Below are 24842 nucleotides of genomic sequence, written 5' to 3'. Positions count from 1 at the left end.
CAGGGTGATGGCAGCTAGCGTAACCGGTCAGGCCGGCGCTGACATGGTGACGGGAGTACGGCGCCAGCGCTGCTTCCATGCGCTGCGCCAGAAACGGGTGAACAACATGACCGCGGCGACCGACAGGCCGGCGATCAGCCCCACCCACATGCCGCGCGCGCCCATGCCGCGATGGAACGCCAGCCACCAGCCCACCGGCATGCCGACCATCCAGTACGCGAACAAGGTGATCGCCATCGGCACGCGGGTATCCTTGAGACCTCGCAGTGCGCCGTTGGCGGCGACCTGGATGCCATCGGAAAACTGGAACAGCCCCGCCAACATGATCAGCTGAGCGGCCAACACGATCACCTTGGGATCATGCGTATACAGCGTGGCGATGAAATACGGCATGCCAAGCATCAGCGCAGCCGACAGCACCTGGGTCACCAGGGTCAGGCCGATCCCGCAGAAACCGGCATAACGCACGCCACGCTCGTCACCGCGTCCCACCGCGTTGCCGACGCGCACGGTGATCGCCATCGCCAGCCCGAGCGGAATCATGAAGAACAGCGAGGCGATGTTGATCGCCACCTGATGGCTGGCGATCACGTCCTCGCCCAGCGTGGCGATGATTAACGCCGTCGCCACGAACAGACCGGCCTCAGCCAGCAGGGTCACTGCCATCGGCAGGCCGATATGCACCAGCGCGCCGATCCGGCGCAGGCTCGGCCATTCGAAATGATCGAACAGGCCCAGTCCGCGATAGTTGCGCCGGCAGATCACATAGATGCCGAACGCCAGCAACTCCAGCCACAGCACGATCGCGGTAGCGACGCCGCAACCATGCGCACCCTGCGGCGGAATGCCCAGCTTGCCGAACATCAGCACATAACCCAGCGGCACCAGCACAGCCAGTCCACCGAGACTGAAGTACATCGACGGCCGGGTCAGCGACAGCCCTTCGGACAAGCCACGCAACGCGAAATAACAGGTCAGCGCCGGCGCGCCCCAGCTGATCGCCAGCAGGAAACGCTGTACGTCGTCGCGCAGGCTCGGGGTCACGCCGATCAGGTCGATCAGCGGTGCCGCATGCCGCACCGCGAACCACAGCAGCACGCCCATGCCCAGCGCCAGCCACAGCGCCTGACGGAACACGGCACCGATCTCGAGCCGGCGACCGGCGCCGTCGAGCTGCGCCACCGACGGCGGCACCGCCATCATCATGCCGATGCCGCTGACGATCGCCAGCGACCAGATACTGGCGCCCACGGCCACCGCACCAAGCACGTGCGCACTGACATGCCCGGCCAGCACCGCATCGATCACGTTGCTGCCGATCGCCGCCAACTGGGCGCAGATGAGTGGCAAAGCAAGGCGCACAGTGGCACGCATTTCATGCAGCAGACGGGTGCGCTCGGGGCGGAACGGTTTCATCGACACAGCAGACTCCAGGGCCGGTCATTCTACCTGAGCCCCTTCGTCACGACCTGCGTGCCACCGCGGTATGCGAAGATCGCCGGCGGCATCGCATGGATCTCCCGATGAACCAGCAATTGACCGACCCGACGACAGAACTCCACTGCATCCACTGCACCAACTGCGGCACGCCGCTGCAGGGGGTGTTCTGTCATGCATGCGGCCAGTCCATCCACAGCGTGCTCAAGCCTGTGCACGGCATGATGGAAGATGCCCTCGACCTCGTACTCAACGTGGACGGCCGGGTGGTGCATACGCTGCCGCCACTGTTCATGCGACCGGGCCTGCTGACCCTGGAATATTTCGCCGGGCGCCGCATGCGCTACTTGGCACCGTTTCGCCTGATGTTCGTGCTGTGCCTGCTGTCCCTGTTTGTGCTGCAGCTGGCGATGGACAGCGGAGCGCTGAGGTTCAACCCCACCGTGACGGTGCATAACTCGGGCTTCAAACGGGCGAAGACACCGGCCGACGTGGATCGTCTGCTGCAGAAGCAACTCGCCCAACTCGCGCCCACCGGCCAGATCCCGATGCTAGGTTCGCTGGTCGGTCATCAGCTGGACGAGGAGCGGCTGCAGCTGGTCCGCGAAGCCATGCAGCGGCGCGTCGAGCTGGGTGACAAGACGGCCGTAGTCCCCGCCAAGGTCGAAGACCTGCCCGCGTTACTGCCGAAGCCCGCGTCCAATCCGCCCCCGCCCACTGAGCTTCAACAACGGGATCCATTTGACAGCTACTGGAACATGCAGAAATACCCGATCCATGTGGGCTGGCTGCCGGGGTTTCTCAATCAGCGACTCAACCGAACGGTCCAGCATGTCCACGAGAATCTCGACGCGCTGGATGAGGATGGCGGCAACTCTGCAACGGCATGGGAACGGCTTGTCGGGCAGCTCTTCTCGATCCTGCCGATGACGATGGTCCTGATGCTGCCGCTCTTCGCACTGCTGTTGAAGATGGTCTACCTGTTCCGCCGACGACTCTATATGGAGCACCTCATCGTGGCCCTGCACAGCCACGCGTTCCTGTTCCTCAGCCTGCTGCTCGGCACACTGCTTTATCTGCTCAAAGGTGCCCTTGCACCGCACATGGGCTGGATCAATGTCCCGGTCGGCCTGCTGCTTGCCGCCCTGTGGACCTGGGCACCCGTCTATCTGCTGATCATGCAGAAGCGGGTGTACCGGCAAGGCTGGTTCCTGACCGGGCTGAAATATCTGTTTGTAGGCTGGTGCTACTGCTGGCTGCTGGGATTGGCTCTGCTGGCTGCTTTCGCGGTCGGACTGGCGTCCTGAAGCGGCTGCCGAGGCGGGTTTTGCACAGCGTCATCAGCCTGTCAAGGCAACCGGGGGGCATTTGTCAATTGTGTGAACGTCTGCCGATCGACATTTGCAAGTTATTGAAATTGAAATTGTTTTTCACTTGACCAAAACTTGGTCAAGTTGTCGTGAAAGGCGCCACGACGCCCTTTGGGGCACCCCCTCCCCGTTGCATCCACAGACTTATCCACAGTGCTTGTGGATAAGCACAAAAATCTCACGAGCTGAGCCACTTACCCCCGGTTTCTCGATGACTGGACAGAAAGTGCGCGCAACTCGCGCGCAAGGTTTGCCTCACGGCGCCCCTACGGCGTGCGGCTAGCGCAGGCGGCGCGGTTACACTGGCCCGTCCACGAGGTAGCCATGCCCGCCGTCCTTCGCGTTGCCCTGCCGGTACCCCTGCCGACCCTGTTCGACTACCTGCCGCCCGCAGCCGGTGAGGCGTATGTGGGCAGCCGGGTGCTGGTGCCGTTCGGCCGCGGCAAACAGGTCGGCGTGGTGGTGGCCGTCGATGCCGAAACCGCGGTTGGTGGCAGCCGCCTGAAGCAGGTGATCCGGCTGCTTGATGAGGTGCCACTGCTCGACACCGAACTGATGCAGACGCTGGGCTGGGCCGCCGACTACTGGCTCGGTGCACCGGGCGAGGCCTACGCGAATGCATTGCCGCTGGCGTTGCGCGAGGCGAAACCGCCGCCGGTACTCGGCGACGAATACTGGTCGCTCAGCGGGGCCGGCCGCAGCGCCCACGACGCCGGCAGCCGGCGCGGCGGCAGCCAGAGGCTGCTGGCGCTGCTGGCCGACGGCGCGCTGAGCGCGCAGGAGTTGAATGAACGCCTGCCCGGCTGGCGCGACGCGGCGCGTCGACTGGCCAGTGCCGAGCTGCTCGAACGCAGCGAACGGCCGCCGCTCGATCGCCCGTTGCCTGCATCCTTCGCTCCGCAACTCAGCGACGAACAGCAGCAGGCGGTTGCTGCGGTCGCCGCCAGCCTCGGCCAGTACCAGCCGTTCCTGCTCGACGGCGTCACCGGCAGCGGCAAGACCGAGGTGTATCTGGCGCTGATCGAGCAGGTGCTGGCGCAAGGCAAACAGGCGCTGCTGCTGGTGCCGGAAATCGGCCTGGCGCCGCAGACCGTGCGACGCCTGCGCGAACGGCTCGGGGTGATCGTCGAGGTGCTGCACTCCAACCTGTCCGAAGGCGATCGCGCGCGCGCGTGGCTGCGCGCCCGCAACGGCAGCGCGCGGGTAATCCTGGGCACTCGCTCGGCGGTGTTCACGCCGCTACCGCAAGCCGGCCTGATCATCGTCGACGAGGAACACGACAGCGCCTACAAGCAGCAGGAAGGTTTCCGCTATCACGCGCGCGACCTGGCCCTGCTGCGTGCGCGTGCGCTGGGTGTGCCGGTGCTGCTGGGTTCGGGTACGCCGTCGCTGGAATCGCTGGCGAATGCCGAGGCCGGCCGTTATCGCACACTGCATCTGCGTGCGCGCCCTGGCGCGATCCGGCCGCCGCAGGTGCAGATCATCGACATGCGCGCACAGCGGCTGGAGCACGGCATGTCGCCGGCGCTGTTGACGGCGATTGCCGAGACTGTCGCACGGGGCGAGCAGGCGCTGGTGTTCCGCAATCGCCGCGGTTACGCCCCGGTGCTGCTATGCCACAGCTGCGGCTGGCATGCCGAGTGCCCGCGCTGCGACCGTCCGTTGACCCTGCATGCCGGCCGGCGCCAGTTGATCTGCCATCACTGCGATTACCGCCAGCGGATGCCGGTCGCTTGCCCGACTTGCGGCGCCGGCGAGCTGAAGCCGCAAGGCCAAGGTACCGAGCGACTGGAAGAGGCGTTGATTGCGCAGTTCCCGCAGGTGCCGGTGCTGCGCGTCGACCGTGAAACCACCCGCCGTCGCGACGCGTTCGAGCAGTTGCTGGCCACGCTGCAGGACGACAAACCCGCAATCCTGGTCGGCACCCAGATGCTGGCCAAGGGCCACGATCTGCCCAACCTCACCCTGGTCGCGATCGTCGGCGTGGACGAGGGATTGCACAGCGTGGATTTCCGCGCCGGCGAACGGCTGGCCCAGCTGGTGGTGCAGGTCGCCGGTCGCGCCGGCCGCGCACGCAAACCCGGACGCGTATTGCTGCAGACGCATCAACCGGAACATCTCCTGCTGCGTACGCTGCTGGCGCATGGCTATGCCGCCGCCGCACGTGAGCTGCTGGCCGAACGGCGGCAGATCCTGCTGCCGCCGTACAGTCATCAGGTGCTGCTGCGCGCCGATGCGCCGCAACGCGAGCATGTCGATGCGTTTCTCGCCGCCGCGCATGCCACGTTGCCGGTCAACGATCAGCTGCAGATCGCCGGCCCGATGCCGGCGCCGATGCCGCTGCGTGCGGGTCGCCATCGCGGTCAGCTGCTGCTCGAAGCTGCCAGCCGCAGCACGCTGCATGGCATGTTGCGCTCATGGCAGCTGGCCTTGATCGCGCTGCCCTCGGCACGGCGGGTTCGCTGGTCGCTGGATGTCGATCCGATCGACCTGTACTGACTTGTGCAGGATCAGCCCGGGTCAGGCCGCAACGACCCCGGCTTCACCAGCCAGCGCACCGCCAGCACGCCCAGCTCGTACAGCAGGCACATCGGAATGCCGAGCATCATCATCGAGGTGATGTCCGGCGGCGTGATCAGCGCGGCGATTGCGAACGCACCGACGATCGCGTAACGCCGGCCACTGCGCAACTTTTCCAGATCGACCACACCGATCGCGGCGAGGATCACCACCGCCACCGGCACCTCGAAACACAGCCCGAACGCGAAGAACATCAGCATCACGAAATCGAGGTAGTGGGTGATGTCGGTCATCATCTCCACGCCCTGCGGCGTCACTGCGGTAAGGAAGCGAAACGCCGCCGGCAACACCAGGAAATACGCGAACGCGCAGCCGAGATAGAACAGCCCCATGGCCGCGATCAGCAGCGGTCGCGCCAGTCGCTTCTCATGCTTGTACAGGCCCGGACTGACGAACGCCCACAGCTGGTACAGGATCACCGGCATGCTGATGAACAGAGCCGTATAGAAAGCCAGCTTCAACGGCGTGATGAACGGGCTGGTCACCTCGGTGGCGATCAGGTGCGCACCCTGCGGCAACCGTGCGACCAGCGGCGCGGCCAGCTCGGCATACAGTCGGTTCGCGAACGGCACCAGCACCAGCAGCACCAGCACGACCGCCGCGACCGACTTGAGCAGGCGCGTGCGCAGTTCCAGCAGGTGCGAGAACAGCCCCTGCTGCAGGTCCTCAGCGACCGGCGTATCGGATTCAGGCGCCGCCATGCGCGGCCTCTCTGGTGGTGACCGGTGGCTCGCCCAGTGGCAACTCAGCCTGCATCTGGCTGGCCGGCTCGTCGCGAGCTGCCTCGGTTAGTGCGGCCGCAGGCTCCTCCGTGATCGACGCAGCATGGCTCGTCGCGTCTTTGACCGATGCATCCCTGATCATCGCGGCGGCATCGGCGAGCGGCTCATGCGCCTGCTGCACCGTATCTTTCGCCGCGTTCTGCGCGGCCTCTGCCTGGGCGGCCGCTTCACGCGCGGTGCGCCGGATCTCCTCGATCTCCAGCTCCCGCTCGACCTCGGCGCGCACGTTGTCCCAGCCGCTGCGCACGCGTCGCAGCAGCGCACCGGCGGTACGCGCGGCGCCGGGCAACTTCTCGGGACCGAGCACGATCAGCGCGATCAGGGCGAGCAGCACCATTTTGCCGAGACTGATCTCGATCATTGCCGCGCTCCGCCCGCCGCGTGCTTACTTGGTTTCGCTGGAGTCGCGCTGACTCTGCGTGGTGTTGGCGCTATCGGTCGGAGGCGGGTCGGCACGCAGCTGTTCGGCGGCCTTGCGCGCGGCTTCCTCTTCCTTCTGCTTCGCCTCGTCGTCACCGCTGAGGCCTTTCTTGAAGTCGCGGATCGCCGCGCCGAGATCCGGCCCGAGATTGCGGATCTTCTTGGTGCCGAACACCAGCAACACGATCACCAACAGGATCGCCCAATGCCAGATACTGTCAAAACCCATAATCAACCTCGAGGCGGATTCCAGCCAAGTCGTGCTGGCGCAGAACGCGCCGACACTTCGCAATAATTATCGCGAAGTGTACTCCTCAAGCCGGTCGCGGAAATCGACCACCGGCCCCGGCACGTTGCTGACACCACCTTCGAAGATGCGCCGCGGCGTGATGCCGGCGCCATACACCGCTTCATTCGCATCGTAATCGATGCGCAATGCCGCGCCGTCGATCGCCACGCCGGCAAACAGGCCACGGGCGCGTGAATAGGAATAGATCTCGGCCTTCATCTGCTCGTCGGTGGAGGCGCTGGTGGTGCGCCCGACCGGACCGGCCGCGGCCGATGCATCGGCGCCGAGGGTGAACTTGCCGCGCACGATCGAGTCCACCCCGCGCTGGGTACGGAACACCAGGATCACATCGGTCGAGGACACGCCGACCTGAAAGCCCACGCTGCCACCGGTCATGCTGATGAAGCTGGGGTTGGACCAGGTACCGTCCGGCCCCTTTACCGAGATCAGGCCCTCGCCGCGGCGGCCACCGAAAACGAAGCCGACCTTGAGCATGTCGGGAATCACCGCGATCGCCCGCGCATCGCGCAACAGGTCCTGCGGAATCGCCTTGTCCGGTGCCTGCATGATGTCGTTGAGCACGCGCACGGCGTTCTGTGCACGCACCAGCGGCGGATCTTCGGCATGCGCGGCCATCGCCGGCAGCAACAGGGCGAGACCAATCAACAGCAGACGATGCAGTGGTGTCTTGAACATGGACAGCTCCACTTGATTTCGGGGATGGGGCGGTGCACCGCGGTGCACCAAGGCTTGTGGCAGACTCCACGGCTAATCCAGCCATGACTGCCACGATGCCACGCAGCAATCACTATACCGGCGTTGCCGGCCATTCCGACGCGTCGGGCGTTCAGTCCGTTCAGGCTGGCGTGCTGCTGGTCAATCTGGGCACGCCGACTGCGCCCACCGCGAAAGCAGTGCGTCCTTATCTGGCCGAATTCCTCGGCGATTCGCGCGTGATCGACTACCCGCGCTGGCTGTGGTGGCTGATCCTGCATGGCGTGATCCTGCGGATCCGTCCCGCACGATCGGCGCACGCCTATGCACGGATCTGGACCGAGCAGGGTTCACCGCTGCGCTTCGGCAGCGAGGCACTCGCCGCCGGCCTGCAGGCCGAGCTGGATCGGCAGCAACCGGGCACGCTACGCGTGGCGCTGGCGATGCGTTACGGCGAACCGTCCGTGGCACATACGATCGAACAGTTGCAGCGCGAAGGCGTGCGCCGGCTGCTGGTGCTGCCGCTCTATCCGCAGTATTCGGCCACCTCCACCGGCTCGGTGATCGATGCCGTCGCCGACACGTTCAAGAGGCTGCGCTGGCCACCCGAGTTGCGCCTGGTCAATGACTATCACGACGATCCCAGGCATATCGATGCGCTGGCGACCAGTATCGAACGCTGGTGGGCGACGAACGGCCGTGGCGACAAGTTGCTGCTGTCGTTCCACGGTATTCCCGAGCGATACGTGCAGCTGGGTGATCCGTATTTCGACCAGTGCCAGACCACGGCACGCTTGCTGCGCGAGCGCCTGCACATCAACGCAGACGACATGTTCGTCAGCTTCCAGTCGCGCGTGGGCCGCGAGCCATGGCTGCAGCCCTACACCGATACCAGCGTGCGCCAGCTTGCCGCCGAGGGTGTGAAGAAACTCGACGTGGCCTGCCCCGGCTTTGCGGTGGATTGCCTGGAAACGCTGGAGGAAATCGCCATGCAGAACCGCGAGTTCTTCCTCGCTGCCGGCGGCGAAACGCTGCGCTATATCCCTGCGCTCAACGACAGTGCCGAACAGGTACGCAGCCTCGCCGCACTGGTGCGACGGCATGTTCGAGGCTGGCCGGAATCCATCGCGTGATCGCACCGATCGAGCGCCGCATCGCGCTGCCGCACCTGAGCCTGAGCGCACAGGTCTGGGGTGATGAAGCACTGCCGCCACTGCTTGCTCTGCACGGCTGGCTGGACAATGCCGGCAGCTTTGCGCTGCTGGCACCCATGCTGGCGACACGGTTCCGGGTGATCGCGCTGGAGCTGCCCGGCCACGGTCATTCCGATCACCTGGCTGCCGGCGCCAGCTATCGCTATCTCGACTACGTGCAGACGGTACTCGCCGCCGCCGATGCCTTGCAGCTGGATCGCTACAGCCTGCTCGGTCATTCGCTCGGTGCCGGGATTGCCTCGCTGGTGGCCACCGCATCGCCGCAACGGATCGAGCGCCTGTGGTTGATCGAGGGTCTGGGCCCGCTCGGTGACGACGGCTTGCATACCCTGCAGCGTTTTCGTGACGCGTTTGTACCGCGGGGCGGCAATGCCAAGCCGTTGCGCGTCTTCCACAGCATCGCGCAGGCGGCCAGCGCACGCAGCATGGTCAGCGGTCTGCCGGCCGAGCTGGCACAACCGATCGTCGGACGCGGGCTGATCGAAGCCGACGGCGGCTGGCGCTGGCGCAGCGATCCCCGGCTGACCCGGCCCAGCCCCGTGCGACTGGCCGAATCGCAGATCCACGCCCTGCTCCGCGGCATCGAGGCGCCCACCGCACTGCTGCTGGCGCGGCCGGCCGCCTCATACCTGCCCAGTGCACCGATGCAGACGCGTGCGGCATGTGTGCCGAGCATCACAATCAGCCACATGGATGGTGGTCATCACCTGCATCTCGAACACCCTGCAGCAGTCGCTGCCTGGATCGGCACGGCAACCTGACGCGGCACCCGCACATGTAGCGACAACGCCGTTCGGCTATCGTGCACATCCCATCGCCTCGCTTCGCCCCATGGATCAGCCACCCACCCTCGCCGCGCCGCGCCACCGCGCCGCCCTCAACTTCATCTTCGTCACCGTGATGCTGGACATGCTGGCGTTCGGCATCATCATCCCGGTGCTGCCGCACCTGATCGTGCAGCTGATCGGCGGCAGCATCGCCAAGGCCGCGGTCTGGTCGGGCGGATTCGGCGCACTGTTCATGCTGATGCAGTTCGTGTTCTCGCCGGTGCAGGGCGCGCTGTCGGACCGTTTCGGCAGACGCACGGTGATCCTGATCTCCAGCTTCGGCCTCGGCATCGACTTCATCGTGATGGCGCTGGCGCCGGTGCTGTGGCTGCTGTTCGTCGGCCGTGCGGTGTCCGGCATCTGCGCAGCAAGTTTCTCCACCGCGAACGCCTATATCGCCGACATCACGCCGAAGGAAAAACGCGCAGCCGCATTCGGTACGCTGGGCGCCGCGTTCGGCATCGGCTTCATCATCGGCCCGGCACTGGGCGGCTTTCTCGGCCATCTGCATATCCGGCTGCCGTTCTGGGTCGCGGCGGTGTTGTCGCTGATCAACTTCTGCTACGGCTACTTCGTGCTGCCCGAGTCGCTGCCGAAGGAAAAGCGCAGCGTGCGTTTCGACTGGCGTCATGCCAATCCGTTCGGTGCGGTGGTGTTGTTGCGCCGCTATCCGCAGGTATTCGGGCTGGCCGTAGTGTTCTTCCTGATCAACCTGGCGCAGTTCTCGCTGAACTCCACCTACGTGCTGTATGCCGATTACCGCTACGGCTGGGGACCGCAGGCGGTCGGCCTTACGCTGGGCCTGGTCGGCCTGTGCAGCGGGCTGGTGCAGGCCGTGCTGGTGCGCCGGCTGATGCCAAAGCTGGGCGAGCGGCGGATGATCCTGGCCGGGCTCGTGCTGTGCATCGTCGGCTACGTGTTCTTCGGCTTTGCCTCGCTGCCGTGGCTGTTCCTGCTCGGCATTCCGTTCCTCAGTCTCGGCGGTCTGGCCGGGCCGCCGGCGCAATCGATGATGACGCACCAGGTCGATCCGCATGAGCAGGGCCGCCTGCAGGGCGCGCTGACCAGCCTGGCCAGCCTCGCCGGCATCTTCGGGCCTGCGCTGTTCGCCAACATCTTCGCGCTGTTCATCAGCGATCACGCGCCGGTGCAGCATCTGCCTGGCGCGGCATTCGTGCTGGCCGCGTTGCTGCTGTTTGCCGCCGCACTGATCGCGGTGCGCGTAATGCGTCATACACCGGCCGAGCTGCCATTGGCATCCGCCGATATCGTCCCCACCCTGCCCTTCAACGAGTTTTCATCCGAATCGATTCCCCACGTCCCACCGGAGCAATCCCCATGACACTGTCCATGTATCAGGCTGCCGTCCCCGTTTTCGTCCGCGCACTCGGCAATCTCAAGCACGTGCTGCAGAAAGGCGCGGAACACGCGAAGGCGAAGAGCGTTACCGACGAAGTGCTGCTGCAGACCCGGCTGGTCCCCGACATGCTGCCGCTGGTCAAGCAGGTGCAGATCGCCGCCGACATGGCCACCCGCGGCACCGCCCGCCTGGCCGGAGTCGAGCCGAAATCGTTCGAGGACAACGAGACCACGCTTGAGCAGGTCTACTCGCGCATCGACAACGCGATCGAGTACATCAAGACATTCAAGCCCGAGCAGATCGACGGCAGCGAGGGCCGCACGATCGTCCTCAAGATGCGCAGCGGCGAGATGACGTTCGAAGGCCAGGCCTATCTGCTGGGCTTCGTTCTTCCGAACGTGTTCTTCCACTGCACTACCGCGTACAACATCCTGCGCGAGGCCGGCACCGAGATCGGCAAGATGGATTTCATCGGCCAGGCGTGATCGGCGGACAAACTGCTTCACTGTGGGAGCGGCTTCAGCCGCGATGCTCTGCATCAATCGCGGCTAAAGCCGCTCCCACAGATCACGCCGGCACGATATCTGCGAAAATCCCGCAGCTGATTTCAGTTTCCGGATTCCCAGGCCCATGTTGCGACTGACCGACCTCAAGCTGCCGCTGGATCACAGCGAGGCCGCACTGACCGCCGCGATCCTCAAGCGGCTGGATATCGAGGCCGCCGCACTCACCAGCTACACCGTCGCCAAACGCAGCCATGACGCGCGCAAGCGCGGTGCGATTGCGCTGATCTATGCGCTGGATATCGAGACCACGCAGGAAGCGGAACTGCTGCGGCGCCACGCCGACGATCAGCACGTCCAGCCCACGCCGGACACCGATTACCACTTCGTCGCCCGGGCACCGATCCAACTGGAACATCAGCCGCTGGTGATCGGTTTTGGCCCGTGCGGCCTGTTCGCTGGGCTGATCCTGGCGCAGATGGGTTTCCGTCCGATCATCCTCGATCGCGGCAAGGAAGTGCGCGAGCGCACCAAGGACACCTGGGATCTGTGGCGCAAGCGCAATCTGCATCCGGAATCCAACGTGCAGTTCGGCGAGGGCGGCGCCGGCACGTTCTCCGACGGCAAGCTGTACAGCCAGATCCGCGACCCGCTGCACCACGGCCGCAAGGTGCTCACCGAGTTCGTCAAGGCCGGTGCGCCGGAGGAAATTCTCTACGTCAGCAAGCCGCACATCGGCACGTTCCGGCTGGTGACGATGGTGGAGAACATGCGCGCCACGATCGAGTCGCTGGGTGGCGAGATCCGCTTCAGCCAGCGCGTCGACGACTTGCTGATCGAGCCCGGCGCGGACGGCCAGCAGCAGATCCGCGGCGTGACCCTGGCCAGCGGCGAGCAGATCCGCACCGACCACGTGGTGCTGGCGGTCGGCCACAGCGCGCGCGATACCTTCGAGATGCTGCACGCACGCGGCGTCTATCTTGAAGCCAAGCCCTTCTCGATCGGCTTCCGTATCGAGCATCCGCAGTCGGTCATCGACAGCGCCCGCTTCGGCCCGCAGGCCGGCCATCCGATCCTCGGCGCAGCCGACTACAAGCTGGTGCATCACTGCAAGGGCAGTCATGAGGGCAACGGTCGATCGGTCTACAGCTTCTGCATGTGCCCCGGCGGCACCGTGGTCGCGGCCGCCTCCGAGCCGGGCCGCGTGGTCACCAACGGCATGAGCCAGTATTCGCGCAACGAGCGCAACGCGAACGCGGCGGTGGTGGTCGGCATCGAGCCGTCCGACTTTGCGCCATTCGACAGCAGTGGCAGCCCGCTCGCCGGCATCGCCTTGCAGCGTGCACTGGAAAGCCATGCCTACACCCTGGGCGGCGAAAACTACAGTGCGCCGGGCCAACTGGTCGGCGATTTCCTCGCCGGCCGTGCCTCGCATGACTTCGGCGACGTGCAACCGTCCTACAAGCCGGGCGTGACTCTGGGCGACCTTGCCAGCGCGCTGCCCGCTTATGCGATCGCGGCAATCCGCGAGGCATTGCCTGCATTCGAGCGCCAGATCCGCGGCTACGCGATGCATGACGCGATCCTCACCGGCGTCGAGACGCGCACTTCCTCGCCGGTGCGGATCAAGCGCGACGACAGCCTGCAGAGCCTCAATACCCGTGGTCTCTACCCCGCTGGCGAAGGCGCTGGCTACGCCGGCGGCATCCTTTCCGCCGCCGTCGATGGAATCAAGATCGCCGAGGCAGTAGCGCTGAGCATCACAGGCATATCGAAACCCTGACGTTGTTGCGCATTCGCAAGACGATGTCCAGCGACGATTGATTGCACCACCTTGTGACCATATCTAGGGCGGATCTCCAGTCACCGCCGCCTGCGGTGCTCACGTTTACCGAAGGTGCTCCCATGTCCACGCAAGCCACTCCCGTCCCGGTCCGCATCGATTTCGTCTCGGATGTTTCCTGCCCGTGGTGCGCGATCGGACTCGCCTCGCTGCAGCAGGCGCTGGCGAAACTGGATGGCGAGGTCGCCGCGGAAATTCATTTCCAGCCGTTCGAACTGAATCCGCAGATGGTGCCGGAAGGCGAGGATTCCACCGAGCATCTGGTGCACAAGTACGGCAGCACGGCCGATCAGATCGATGCCAATCGCGCGGCGATCCGTGACCGCGGCGCCGCACTGGGTTTCACTTTCAACATGGATCGGCGCAGCCGCGTCTACAACACCTTCGATGCGCACCGCCTGCTGCACTGGGCCGAACTGAAAGGTCGCCACCTGGCGCTGAAACAGGTACTTCTGCGCGCCTATTTCACCGATGGCGAGGACGTCAGCGCGCATGCCACGCTTGTGCGACTGGCCGGCGAGGCGGGGCTGGATACCGAGCGTGCGCGGCAGATTCTTGCCAGCGATACCTATGCCGACGAGGTACGTACGCAGGAGCAGTTCTTCCAGAGTCGCGGCATCCACTCGGTGCCCGCCACCATCATCAATGGCAAGCATCTGATTTCCGGCGGACAACCGCCGGAGGCGTTCGAGCAGGCGTTGCGGCAGATCACGGCGGGGTAAGCGAAAGCCACGGGTTCACGCATCGGCGGCACAGAATTCCAGCCAGTGGCTGATCGGCGCTGGATGGCCGAGCAGGTAGCCCTGGCCCATCTCGCAGCCCATCGCCAGCAGGACATCGCGCTGGGTCTCGGTCTCGATGCCTTCGGCGATCACCTGGATGTTCAGGGCCCGCGCCAGCGCCAGGATCGCAGCCACCACCGTGGTGCTGCTGCTGTTGTGGTCCTTGTCCAGCTCCTGCACGAACGCGCGGTCAATCTTGAGCATGCGCAACGGCAGTGAGTGCAGGTAGCTCAGTGACGAGTAACCGGTGCCGAAATCGTCCAGTGCAGCACCTACGCCGGCCATCCGCAGGCGATCGAGCGTGGCGCGCACTCGCTCGGGGTTGTCCAGTAACGCACCTTCGGTGACTTCGAAGATCAGCCGCGTGGGGGGCAGGCCAGTGCGTTCAAGCAGCTGGATCAGCCGCGCATCGAAATCCGCGTGGCGCAGATGCAGAGCCGAGACATTCACCGTCATGAATGTGTCGCCCCGACCATGCTGCACCAGCTGCCGACAGCTGAGTTCGAACATGCGCCAGTCGATCGTTTCGATCAGTCCGCAGTCCTCGGCAATCTTCATGAAATCCGCCGGCCTGAGCAGACCTTGCCGTGGATGGTTCCAGCGGATTAACGCTTCGTAGCCCACCGTCTCGCCGCCGTCGAGCCGGCAGATCGGCTGGAAATACGGCTCGAACTGGTCATGCTGCAGTGCCTGACGCAGCTCGACTTCCAGCGCCAGCACATCGACCACGTTCTTGGCCAGCGTCTCGTCGAACAACTCGAAACGCTTGCGGCCCAGCTCCTTGGCTCGATACAGCGCAATGTCGGCATCGCGCAACAACTCGTCGGCCGTCTGGTAATGATCGTCGCCGATGGCGATGCCCACGCTGGCGGTAGGTTGCAACTCCTTGCCGGCAACCAGCATGGGTACTCCGAGTGCATCCAGCACACGCTGCGCCACCGTCATGGCACCCAACGGAATCTCCGCATCCTCCAGCAGGATGGCAAACTCGTCGCCGGCCAGACGCGCCACCAGATCGGGATGACGCACGCAACTTGCCAGGCGCGCCGCGACCTCCTTCAGCACCTCGTCACCGGCCAGATGCCCGAGACTGTCGTTGATGATCTTGAAGCGGTCGACATCCAGATACAGCAGGGCGCAACGACGCCACGGCTCATGCTTGATGGTGGCCAGCACGCGGTCGATGCGATCGCGCAGGTAACCGCGATTGGGTAGCCCGGTCAGCGAATCGTGCATCACCTGATGCCTGAGCTGATCCTGTACGCGTTCGCGCTCGCTGATTTCCTTGCGCAATGCCAGCGTGCGCTCTTCCACCCGATGCTCAAGCTGCTCATACGCGCGCCGCAGCGACTCGGCGGAGCGGCGGCGGACCAGACTGTTGGCGACCTGCGACGCCACGAAGCTGAGCAGTTCCTGGTCCGCTGGCCCGTAGACGATCGAGGGACTGTAGCTCTGCACCGTCACCAGCCCGATCACCTCGTCGCCGACGATCAGCGGCACGCCCAGCCAGGACATCGCCGGCGCGCCCGAGCGCCCCGACGCCACCTCGCCCTGACGCACGAGTTCCTCGATGTCCGCGTTGTTGGCCCACAGGGCGTTGCCACAGCGCAGTACGTATTCGCTCAGGCCACGGCCCAGCGGACGCTCTTGGGGTGGTGCCATGACCGCATCCACCGAGTAGGGAAAGGTCAACCGCTGGCGGTCGTCGGAAAGCAGGGCAATGAAGAAATTTTCCGCATTCAGCAGCTCGCCGACCACAGCATGTACGCGCCGATAAAACTCGCCCTGATCGATATCCGCCGTGGCCAGCTCGGCGATCTGGAACAAGGCCACCTGCAGATGCTCGGCGCGCTGCCGCTCGATGATTTCCAGTTGCAGTCCACGATTGGCTTCGGCCAGTTCCAGGGTGCGCAAATGCACCCGCTGTTCCAGATCCGCCTTGCTCTGCTTGCGTTCCACTGCGGTGAGGATATGGCTGCCGACAAACTGCAGCAGGGTCAGATCCTCATCCGAAAAGCCGATGTCATGCCGATAGCTTTGCACCACCAGCGCGCCGCATGGCCGACCGTCACGCAACATCGGCACACCCAGCCAGTCGTAGCTGTCCGATCCGATCAGCGCAACCGGCCCGGATACCTGGGCGAGCAGTTCTTCGGTGTCGCCCATGCGCGCCTTGCCATCACGGATCACGTACCAGGTCAGCGTGTGCTCGATCGTGCTCAGTGGCAGATCCTGACCCACTTCGAACACGGCTGGGGACTCGACATCGACGAAATACAGGAAGCGGATCGTGTCCTGTTCCGCGTTGTGCAGCACGATGAAAAAGTTTTCCGCATACATCAGCGTGCTGACGATGGCATGGATGCCACGCAGCATGTCCGGCATGTCGCGCTCGGAACCGGCCAGATCGGAGATCGCGAACAATGCACACTGCAGGGCCTCGGAGCGCGCCAGCTGCTGATGCGCGCGCTGCAGCTCGATCCATTCCAGCGTCCGCTGCAGATGCTGACCGGCGAGCAGCAGCGGCACCGCCAATTTCCCCGGAAAGCCGATGCCGTCGTGCTCCGCCTGCAAGGTCAGCAGCAGCAGTACAGGTTCCGGCTGCCGGCACAGACGCAGCGCAATGCGGCGTCGATCCGCTGGATGTCGGCAGGGTTGGTCTGATTCGCTGGCAGTGCGCAGCCACGGCTCATCGGCAACGTCCATCCGGGTCGGTGGCACGCTGTGATGACTGGTCGGCTGCCCCAGATCCCACAGCACGCAGGCGGCCTTGCAGCCCAGTTCGGCCTGCGTCAGGTCCGCAATCACCTCGGCCACCTCGTCAGGCGTATGCGCCGTCGCGAGGCTGGCCAGCCATGCCAACTGCAATGAGTCGTCGCAGGACGTCGCTCCCGCAGCATCCGCGTGCTTCATCGAAAGAGCTCCCCACAGCCCAAGCGCACCAGCATCCGGCGTCAGCATACCCTTTCACGGGGCGTAATCCGCCCTACCCCGAAGCCGGCATCGCCCCTTCTCCGGGTAAGCAGGCACGCAATACCGATAAACTGCCTCATTACATCCCCCCTCTTCCTTCGAAACGACGCGCACGTCGACCCCGACACCGGAACCCTTCGAGCGACGGTTTACCGACAGCACCGCCCGTATTCCATGCATAACTTGCGCCATAGGTGCCATCCAACATGCTCGCCGACACCACCAAAGACGCCATCCGCGCCGCCTATGCACGCCTGAAGGACGGCCTGCCGGGCTTTCGCGCCCGCGCCTCGCAGGGCAGGATGATCGCCGAGGTGGCCAAGGCGTTCGGCCGCACCGGCGGGGTGGCGGTGATCGAGGCGCCGACCGGCACCGGCAAGTCGATGGCTTACCTGATCGCCGGCGTGGCCGTGGCACGTTTCCAGAAGAAGAAGCTGCTGATCGCCACCGCCACGGTGGCGCTGCAGGAGCAGCTGGTGCAGCGCGATATCCCGCTATACCTGCAACTGAACGGCATCGAGGCCAAGGTGGCGCTGGCCAAGGGCCGCGGCCGCTACCTGTGCCCGCGCAACCTGACGATGGCGGCAAACAGCCTCAATGACACCGCGCAGATGGGCCTGGCCGGTTTCGACGCCGACCTGGTGCTGTGGACCAAGCCACCGCAGGCACGCGACAAGCAGGCGCTGGCAAAACTGCGCGCCACGTTCGACCGCAACGAGTGGAACGGTGACATGGACAGCGCTCCAGAAGCCGTCAGCGACCTGTTGCGTCCGATGGTGACTACCAGCGCCGGCGGCTGCACCGGGCGCAAATGTGGCCAGTTCATGATCTGCCCGTTCTTCGCCGCACGCCGCGCGGTGGACGATGCCGAGATCATCGTGGCGAACCAGGACCTGGTGCTGGCCGACCTCACCATGCCGGGCGAGGACGAGGGCTGGGGTGGGGTGATCCTGCCGCGACCGGACGAGACGCTATACATCTTCGACGAAGGCCACCACGTGCCGGGCAAGGCGATCGACCGCGGTGCCAGCGAGGTCTACATGAATGTCACGGTGCGCCAGCTGAGCCGACTCGGCCGGCAGGTGCATGCGGCCTATTCGCTCACCGACAAGCAGACCTTGGGCAAGCTGTCGCTGGATGCCGGCGACGCCAAGCTGCAGGAACTGAGCAACACGCTGGAGGAACTGGAGAAGGAAATCCGCCTCGACTGGCTGCCCGACCCGGCCGAAACCGAGCCGATGTATCGCGGCTCGCTGGGCCAGCTGCCGGAAGCATGGGTGGAACATGCGCGTGTGCTCAGCCTGTACACCAGCGAGGTGCAGCGCTGGCTCAGCGCAGTACGTCGCGCCGTGGTCGAGATGACCGACGGCGGCCCGACCCAGGAAGCGCTGTCGCGCGAACTCGGCATCGCGCTGGAGCGGATCGGCAAGCAGGCCAGTTGCTGGCGCGCGTGGGCCAGCGACGATCCCGATGGCATGCCGCCGCTGGCGCGCTGGGTCACCCTTGGCGGCGATCAGCAACTGGTCTGCCATGCCTCGGCCGTGTCTGCCGGTGGCTTGCTGCGCAGCGTGCTGTGGGGCAACGCCAGTGGCGTGTTGATGACCTCGGCTACGCTGAGCGCAGGTGGCAACTTCCGCGGTTTCGCCGATGCGGTGGGCCTGCCCGACGATGCGGTGACGCTGAGCCTGCCTTCGCCATTCGACCTCGCCGCGCAGGCTCGACTGGAAGTGCCGGCGATGCGTACGTTGCCCGATGCGCGCGAAGCCCACGCCGAGGAAATCAGCGAGTGGCTGGCGGAAAACCTCGACTGGGATGCCGGCAACCTGGTGCTGTTCACCTCGCGCGTGAAACTCGATCGGGTGCTGCAGAAACTACCGATCGCCCAGGTGCGCAAGGTGCGCGCGCAGGGCTCGCTGGGCAAGTCGCAACTGATCGCCGAACACATCGCGGATATTGAAGCGGGCCGCGGCAGCACCTTGTTCGGCCTGGCCTCGTTCGGCGAAGGCCTCGATCTTCCAGGCAAGCTGTGCGAGACGGTGGTGATCACCCAGCTGCCGTTCGCGGTGCCGACCGATCCGGTCGGCGCCACCTATGCCGAGTGGCTGGAATCGCGCGGACGCAACCCGTTCATCGAAGTCAGCATCCCCGAGGCGACCCGTCTGCTGACGCAATACTGCGGCCGCCTGATCCGCAACGAGACCGACCGCGGCCGCATCGTGCTGCTGGACCGTCGCGTGGTGACCAAACGCTACGGCAGCGGCATGCTGAAGGCGCTGCCGCCGTTCGAACGTATCATCGAGAGAACCCCATGATCATCCGTCTGTCCGATTGCCCCCCGCAGCCTTGGAAGAACGGCCTGGGCAGCACCCGCGAAATAGCCATCCATCCGGATGGCGCCGGCAGCGCCGATTTCCTGTGGCGCGTGAGCATCGCCGAGGTCGACAGCGCCGCACCGTTCTCCAGTTTCCCCGGCATCGACCGGCAGATCGCCTTGCTCGACGGCAACGGCTTCACGATGACGCTGGACGGCGATCGCGTGCACGCGTTGACCACACCGTTTGTACCATTCGCGTTTGCCGGCGAAGCTGGAGTGACGGTGGCGCTGGTTGGCGGCGCGACACGCGACTTCAACCTGATGGTGCGCCGTGCCAAGGCGCGTAGCAACATCCGGATATGGCGAGAAGCGGGGGCCTACCGACTCGACCGTAATGTGGTACTGCTTTACTGCGCAAAAGGTCAGATTGACGTGGGTAGCGAGGCCTTGCAGGCCGGCGATAGCTGGATCAACTCCATGGACAACCCAAGTCCGATCAGCCTGCATCAGGATGCCATGGCCTTCGCGATTCACGTCGAACCTTTGATACAAAGGGAGTCGGCATCGATGGCACGGACGCTCTTCTGCGGCACCCCTTCAGCTACGATTCGCAGTTGACGCATGAGCAAGCTGTGGAGGCTGTAATGCAGGGATTATCGTCCTTTGATGAACTGGTCGAGCTGTTCAGGAATTATGGCGGCACACCTGAGTTGTATTTATCGCAGCATTATCAGCGATTCATTGTGACGCTTGAGGAATTCAGCTCATCCTGGGGTGAGGAACGTGGTCGCCGCGTGCTTGACGTCGGCGCTCACTGGCTGCATCAGGCTGTGCTGTGGCGTCAGGCGGGGTTTGAAGTCACCGCCCTCGATCTCCCAGGCACTTTCGAAGTGGAAAGCGTAAAAGGCATCGCCAAGACATTTGGTATACCGCTGTTGAAATGCCCGAATCTGGAGCAGGCTCGCGAGTTGGAAGCGCTGGCGGATGATTCGGTTGATATCGTTTTGTTCACCGAAATTCTTGAACATATTACCTTCAACCCAGTGACGTTCTGGCGCCAGATTTATCGCGTCTTGGCACCGGGTGGACGCATCGTCGTCACCACGCCAAATTACTACTCGTGGAAAGGGCGCGCCTGGAACGTGGCGCGGTTTCTGAGCGGGAAAGGCGGCGGAATCAGCGTCGACAATGTGCTTGGAACGTATACTTACGGGCATCATTGGCGCGAATACAGCAAAGCGGAGATCCTGCGATATTTCGAGCTTCTATCGCCAGATTTCATCCCGGTCAAGTCACGCATCTTACCTAGCTATGCGCGATCCAGTGTGCGCTGGAAACGCACGGTGCAGCGTGTACTGGATCGAGTCCCCATCCTGCGTCCCAATTTGCACGTCGAAATCGAGTTGCGGACAAAGGTGCGCAGCATCGTGATGGAGCCGAAGTGGTGATGAAAGCTGATTTTGATGCTTAGAAATCGTCGTGGAGGCAATCAGCAACACCACGAAAACGAGCAATGCAGCAAACATCATGCCGCCCTTGCTATCCGATCGCGGTCTGCAGCACCCGCGGTGAACTGCCGCGCATTTGAAGCAGTCGGTATCATCTCTCACTGAGGTTCATGCGGCTTGTCCATTGGCAAATCGCCTCGGCGTTCTCACGAAGTCTGACTAGTCGCACCACCCAACCATGATGGAGACCTGGCATGTCCGTGCTGATCCTTGGTCTGCTGATCTTTCTCGGAGCACACTCTCTGCGCATCTTCGCCAACGACTGGCGCAGCCGGCAAATTGCACGGCTCGGCGAGAAGCGCTGGAAAAGTCTGTTCGCGCTGACGTCGATCATCGGCTTCGTGCTGATCTGCTGGGGCTTCGGACTGGCCCGCCAGCAACCCGTGCTGCTGTATGCGCCGCCGCTGGCGCTGCGTCATCTCAATGCGCTGTTCACGCTGATCGCGTTCGTGCTGTTTTTCGCGGCGCGTGTGCCGCACAACCGCATCAAGGCGAAACTGCACCACCCACAAGTACTGGCGGTGAAAGTGTGGGCATTCGGCCATCTGCTGGCCACCGGCATGCTGCACGACGTGGTGCTGTTCGGTGCGTTCCTGCTGTGGGCGATCGTGCTGTTCGCCGTATCGCGCCGACTCGACCGGCGGGCCGGCACCACCTATCCGGCGGGTACGCTCAAGGGCGACGTAGTGACCATAGTGATCGGCGTGGTGGTTTGGGCCATCTTCGCGTGCTGGCTGCACCTGTGGTTGATCGGCGTGAATCCGATGGGCTGACCTGAATGGGGTGGCATCAGTCATCTACGCAGGCGCATCCGCCTGCGCTAGAGTCTGCCCACTCCACCCATCCCGAGGTCATCCTCATGGCCGGTTTCCTGCTCTGGTTGCTTCTCCTGGTGTTCTGCTGGCCGCTCGCCCTGCTGGCGCTGGTGCTGTACCCGATCGTGTGGCTGTTGCTGTTGCCATTCCGGCTAGTCGGCTTCACCGTCGGCGCGATATTTGCCTTCCTCGGTGCCTTGCTGATGCTGCCGGCACGCGTGTTGCGCGGCCGACCGGTCTGAGCGCACCGGCTCGATCGACGCTGGCCTGATGGAGAAACCGCATTCGTCCTCGTGCAAACGCAACCGCGAGCCGATCCTCGATGTGCTGCGCCGGCATTTGGCCGACCACAGACATGTCCTGGAAATCGGCAGCGGCACCGGCCAGCATGCGGTGCATTTCGCCGCAGCCCTGCCACAGCTGACCTGGCAAAGCTCGGACCGCGCGGAGAGCCTGCCAGGCATCCGCGCGTGGCTCGACGAGGCAGAGTTGCCGAACACGCCACCCCCGTTGGAATTCGATGTCACCGGCGCGTGGCCCACTGCGCGCTACGATGCGATATTCAGTGCCAATACGTTGCACATCATGGCGTGGCCCGAGGTGGAACGCCTGTTCGCGCAGTTGCCCGCCGTCACCACACCCGATGCCACGTTGATCATCTACGGCCCGTTCAACTATGAAGGCCGTTACAGCAGTGACAGCAATGCCGCGTTCGACCAGTGGCTCAAGGCACGCGGCACGCATATGGCAATCCGCGATGCCGAAGCTGTCGATTTGCTGGCAGGCAAGGCAGGCTTTGACCTGATCGACGATATCGCGATGCCGGCCAACAACCGTTGCCGCGTCTGGCGACGCACCTAGGGCTGAAAACGCCTGCACAAACCCGCCGAACCGGGTACAAAGGCGGCATGAAGTCGATCGACACGCTGACCCCCTGTCCTTGCGGCAATCCGGCCGGTTACACCGCATGCTGCGGCCCTCTGCACGACGGCGTGGCATCCGCTGCCAGCGCCGAGCAACTGATGCGTTCGCGCTACAGCGCTTATGTACTCAAACGCGAGGATTACCTGCTGGCGAGCTGGCATGCCGACACACGCCCGGCATCGCTGCGGCTGGCTGCCCAGCAGCCACCGCCCACCTGGTTGGGTCTGGAGATCCGCCAGCAGCAGAACATCGATGGAGAACATGCAACCGTGGAGTTCGTCGCTCGCTACCGCCTGGGCGGCGGTCGCGCGCAGCGACAGCATGAGACCAGCCGCTTCGTGCACGAACACGGTCGCTGGTATTACGTCGACGGTGAGCTCAAGGGCTGAACGAAGCAACCGTTGGAGCGACTTCAGTCGCGATGCTTGTCCTGTTCCACAAGAGCATCGCGACTGAAGTCGCTCACACAAGTACCGGCAGAGGACCGCTCAGAATCCCTGCACACCCACCTGATGCAATCGTGTCGCCTGCATCCGCACATCCGGATGTGCAAAAAACTCGACCAGACGATCCGCGCGACTCGGGCCGATGCCATCGATGGCCTGCCACTGGTCTGAACTGCGCGCGCTCAGGATGGCCCAGTCCGACAACTCGGCATTGCCACTGGCCGGTATACCGAGTGCGTGCAACCAGCGGGCGAACGAACGCTGGCGAGCGCCGGCAAATGCCTGTGTCAGCGCGCTGGCGCGCGCCTGTCCAAATCCGGGGATGGCGGCAAGCTGCGCTGGTGTCAGGTCAATCCAGTCAAGCAGCTCGTGGATCAACCCGGCGTCGATCAGCGCCTGCCAAGTGCCGACACCCAGACCATCCAGCTGCAGACCCTGCTCGCCACTCAAGCGCAACAGGCGAGCACGGAATTGCTCCTCGCAACCAAGCTTAGCCTGCCAGCAGCTCAGCGGATCGTGCTTTCCGGGATCCGGTGGCGTCACTTCAGCACGCTGCTGCGTGCGCCATACCACCGACTGCAGACGCGGAATGGTCAAGCCAGCCAGCACCACCTCGACCTGATCGCCGGGACGGATATCCAATTGCCGCCAGCGCGCCACCGAGCCCACGCTGACCCGTTGCACGCGATGATCGTCCAGCTGCACCGGCACCAGCTCCAGCACCGGCGTGATGCGGCCACTGCGACCGACCGTGAAAGTCACCGCACGCACCTCGGCTAGCGCCGATGCCGCCGGATATTTCCACGCAATAGCCCAGTCGGGTGGTGCCGCCTGCCACGTCGCGGCAGGCGGCCGATGGCCTTGGCGCACCACCGTGCCGTCAGCGGCAAATGGCATGGCGTGGCGATACCACTGCTCGCGCCAATGCCTGACTTCCTCGATCGTCTTGACCGGATGCGTATACGCCACGCTGTCGCCCAGACCCATCGCCTGCAAGCCGGCCAGCCGGGCCGGCATGTCGGCCGGACCGCTGGGCCAGTCCCATACGAACAGGCCGATCTGTGCGGCCGCCTTCGCATCCAGCGTGTCGCGTGCCAGCGCACCGGCTACCGCGGAGCGTGCATTGACGCCGCCGGCGCTGGCCTGCACGTGACCGGGCAGGCGCCAGTAGAGCTCACCTTGCAGTACCACGCGTGCCGGTGCGTTCGGCAGGTGTTTCGGAATCGCGTCGATGCGCTGTGCCAGCGCGGTCCAGTCCGAGCCGCGCAGGCCATCGCCACGACTGGTCGCCTGCTGCAACCGGCCGTCCAGATACAACAGGGTGACCGCCACGCCATCGGCCTTCGGCTGCACCCACAGATCGCCCTCATCGTGCGCATGCATCCATGCGGCCAGTGCCGCGGCATCGGGCAACTTGGCCAGCCCGGTCTGCGCCACCGGCGTGCGCACACGACCCGTGGCGTCGGCCAGGTGAGCGAGCGCCGCCGGTGCCTGTGCCGGAAAGCAGCGTCGCCAATGGGCAAGACGCTGCAACGCCTGATCGTAGACAGCGTCGTCGACTGGCGACTGGCCGTCGACCCGGTACGCATGGTTCCAGCCATCGAGCCGGTCATGCAGCGCCTTCATCTCCTGACGCGCCTGCTCTGGTGACCACGCGGGACAATCGGCCGCGTGGACTCCACCGGCGGCCAGTAAGGCAATACCGATCGCGGTGATCGGCAACAACCATCCGATGCGCATT

At 64.6% G+C, this 24842-nt stretch carries 22 protein-coding genes; 15 read left to right on the top strand and 7 right to left on the bottom strand.

The genetic code is table 11. The features are described 5' to 3' along the window. Positions 1-27: 27 nt before the first annotated feature. The gene (locus B0E48_RS01440) at positions 28-1416 is read right to left on the bottom strand and encodes an MATE family efflux transporter (protein WP_077515663.1); all 1389 of its coding nucleotides are present in this window, start codon (positions 1414-1416) and stop codon (positions 28-30) included. Between B0E48_RS01440 and B0E48_RS01435 the strand changes: the two genes are divergently transcribed. Both B0E48_RS01435 and B0E48_RS01430 read left to right on the top strand, forming a co-directional pair. Next, on the top strand, positions 1344-2744 hold the full coding sequence (locus B0E48_RS01435) for a DUF3667 domain-containing protein (RefSeq protein ID WP_254423807.1): 1401 nt from the start codon (positions 1344-1346) through the stop codon (positions 2742-2744). The two genes, B0E48_RS01440 and B0E48_RS01435, sit on opposite strands and share 73 nt — an antisense overlap. Before the next feature lie 387 nt (positions 2745-3131). Continuing rightward, on the top strand, positions 3132-5306 hold the full coding sequence (locus B0E48_RS01430) for a primosomal protein N' (protein WP_077515661.1): 2175 nt from the start codon (positions 3132-3134) through the stop codon (positions 5304-5306). Positions 5307-5317: 11 nt separating this feature from the next. Here the strand turns inward: B0E48_RS01430 and tatC are convergent, their stop codons facing one another. The 4 genes from tatC to B0E48_RS01410 all read right to left on the bottom strand — a co-directional run bounded on the left by tatC (position 5318) and on the right by B0E48_RS01410 (position 7574). Further along, positions 5318-6088 carry a twin-arginine translocase subunit TatC gene (tatC, locus tag B0E48_RS01425; RefSeq protein ID WP_077515660.1) on the bottom strand — a complete coding sequence of 257 codons (771 nt, stop codon included), beginning with the start codon at positions 6086-6088 and terminating at the stop codon, positions 5318-5320. After that, positions 6075-6530: a Sec-independent protein translocase protein TatB gene (gene tatB, locus B0E48_RS01420; protein WP_077515659.1), complete on the bottom strand. Its 456-nt coding sequence runs from the start codon at positions 6528-6530 to the stop codon at positions 6075-6077. Before tatB ends, tatC begins: the two co-directional genes overlap by 14 nt. A gap of 24 nt (positions 6531-6554) precedes the next feature. Continuing rightward, positions 6555-6818: a Sec-independent protein translocase subunit TatA gene (gene tatA, locus B0E48_RS01415; protein ID WP_077515658.1), complete on the bottom strand. Its 264-nt coding sequence runs from the start codon at positions 6816-6818 to the stop codon at positions 6555-6557. Positions 6819-6884: 66 nt separating this feature from the next. Beyond that, a complete protein-coding gene (locus B0E48_RS01410; protein ID WP_077516848.1) occupies positions 6885-7574 on the bottom strand; it encodes a lipid-binding SYLF domain-containing protein in 690 nt (229 codons plus the stop codon). A gap of 95 nt (positions 7575-7669) precedes the next feature. On the opposite strand from B0E48_RS01410, the gene hemH reads away from it, so the two are divergent. The 6 genes from hemH to B0E48_RS01380 all read left to right on the top strand — a co-directional run bounded on the left by hemH (position 7670) and on the right by B0E48_RS01380 (position 14061). Further along, the gene (hemH, locus tag B0E48_RS01405) at positions 7670-8725 is read left to right on the top strand and encodes a ferrochelatase (protein WP_077516846.1); all 1056 of its coding nucleotides are present in this window, start codon (positions 7670-7672) and stop codon (positions 8723-8725) included. Further along, the gene (locus B0E48_RS01400) at positions 8722-9567 is read left to right on the top strand and encodes an alpha/beta fold hydrolase (protein WP_077515657.1); all 846 of its coding nucleotides are present in this window, start codon (positions 8722-8724) and stop codon (positions 9565-9567) included. Before hemH ends, B0E48_RS01400 begins: the two co-directional genes overlap by 4 nt. A gap of 70 nt (positions 9568-9637) precedes the next feature. Beyond that, entirely contained in the window at positions 9638-10975 is a 1338-nt protein-coding gene (locus B0E48_RS01395; protein ID WP_077515656.1) for a TCR/Tet family MFS transporter, read from the top strand. Beyond that, on the top strand, positions 10972-11478 hold the full coding sequence (locus tag B0E48_RS01390; protein ID WP_077515655.1) for a DUF1993 domain-containing protein: 507 nt from the start codon (positions 10972-10974) through the stop codon (positions 11476-11478). Before B0E48_RS01395 ends, B0E48_RS01390 begins: the two co-directional genes overlap by 4 nt. A gap of 145 nt (positions 11479-11623) precedes the next feature. Continuing rightward, positions 11624-13279, top strand: coding sequence for an NAD(P)/FAD-dependent oxidoreductase (locus B0E48_RS01385; RefSeq protein WP_077515654.1), 1656 nt, complete (start codon positions 11624-11626; stop codon positions 13277-13279). A gap of 122 nt (positions 13280-13401) precedes the next feature. Further along, complete coding sequence (locus tag B0E48_RS01380) at positions 13402-14061, top strand: DsbA family oxidoreductase (RefSeq protein WP_077515653.1); 660 nt, start codon at positions 13402-13404, stop codon at positions 14059-14061. Positions 14062-14076: 15 nt separating this feature from the next. On the opposite strand, the gene B0E48_RS01375 is transcribed toward B0E48_RS01380, so the two are convergent. Continuing rightward, positions 14077-17034, bottom strand: coding sequence for a bifunctional diguanylate cyclase/phosphodiesterase (locus B0E48_RS01375; RefSeq protein ID WP_077515652.1), 2958 nt, complete (start codon positions 17032-17034; stop codon positions 14077-14079). A 266-nt stretch (positions 17035-17300) separates the two neighbouring features. Here B0E48_RS01375 and dinG point away from each other — a divergent pair, with 266 nt between their 5' ends. The 7 genes from dinG (at position 17301) to B0E48_RS01340 (ending at position 23044) form a co-directional block, all read left to right on the top strand. After that, positions 17301-19406: an ATP-dependent DNA helicase DinG gene (dinG, locus tag B0E48_RS01370; RefSeq protein ID WP_077515651.1), complete on the top strand. Its 2106-nt coding sequence runs from the start codon at positions 17301-17303 to the stop codon at positions 19404-19406. Next, on the top strand, positions 19403-20026 hold the full coding sequence (locus B0E48_RS01365) for a HutD family protein (RefSeq protein ID WP_077515650.1): 624 nt from the start codon (positions 19403-19405) through the stop codon (positions 20024-20026). The genes dinG and B0E48_RS01365 overlap by 4 nt, the downstream gene beginning before the upstream one ends. 26 nt (positions 20027-20052) lie before the next feature. After that, positions 20053-20856, top strand: a complete 804-nt coding sequence (locus tag B0E48_RS01360; protein WP_077515649.1) for a class I SAM-dependent methyltransferase — start codon at positions 20053-20055, stop codon at positions 20854-20856. 254 nt (positions 20857-21110) lie between these two features. After that, positions 21111-21689, top strand: coding sequence for an NnrU family protein (locus B0E48_RS01355; RefSeq protein WP_077515648.1), 579 nt, complete (start codon positions 21111-21113; stop codon positions 21687-21689). 86 nt (positions 21690-21775) lie between these two features. Continuing rightward, a complete protein-coding gene (locus B0E48_RS01350; protein ID WP_077515647.1) occupies positions 21776-21973 on the top strand; it encodes a hypothetical protein in 198 nt (65 codons plus the stop codon). A gap of 28 nt (positions 21974-22001) precedes the next feature. Beyond that, positions 22002-22592, top strand: coding sequence for a DUF938 domain-containing protein (locus tag B0E48_RS01345; protein ID WP_077515646.1), 591 nt, complete (start codon positions 22002-22004; stop codon positions 22590-22592). A gap of 47 nt (positions 22593-22639) precedes the next feature. Next, a complete protein-coding gene (locus B0E48_RS01340; RefSeq protein ID WP_077515645.1) occupies positions 22640-23044 on the top strand; it encodes a YchJ family metal-binding protein in 405 nt (134 codons plus the stop codon). 99 nt (positions 23045-23143) lie between these two features. Here the strand turns inward: B0E48_RS01340 and ligB are convergent, their stop codons facing one another. Beyond that, positions 23144-24841 carry an NAD-dependent DNA ligase LigB gene (gene ligB, locus B0E48_RS01335; protein WP_077515644.1) on the bottom strand — a complete coding sequence of 566 codons (1698 nt, stop codon included), beginning with the start codon at positions 24839-24841 and terminating at the stop codon, positions 23144-23146. Between the last annotated feature and the right edge of the window lies 1 nt (position 24842).

The sequence above is a fragment of the Rhodanobacter sp. C03 genome, assembly GCF_002001175.1.
In the GTDB taxonomy this organism is placed as follows: Bacteria; Pseudomonadota; Gammaproteobacteria; order Xanthomonadales; family Rhodanobacteraceae; genus Rhodanobacter.
Note: the sequence above shows the minus strand (reverse complement) of the source record. Positions and strands in the feature narration are given on the sequence as shown.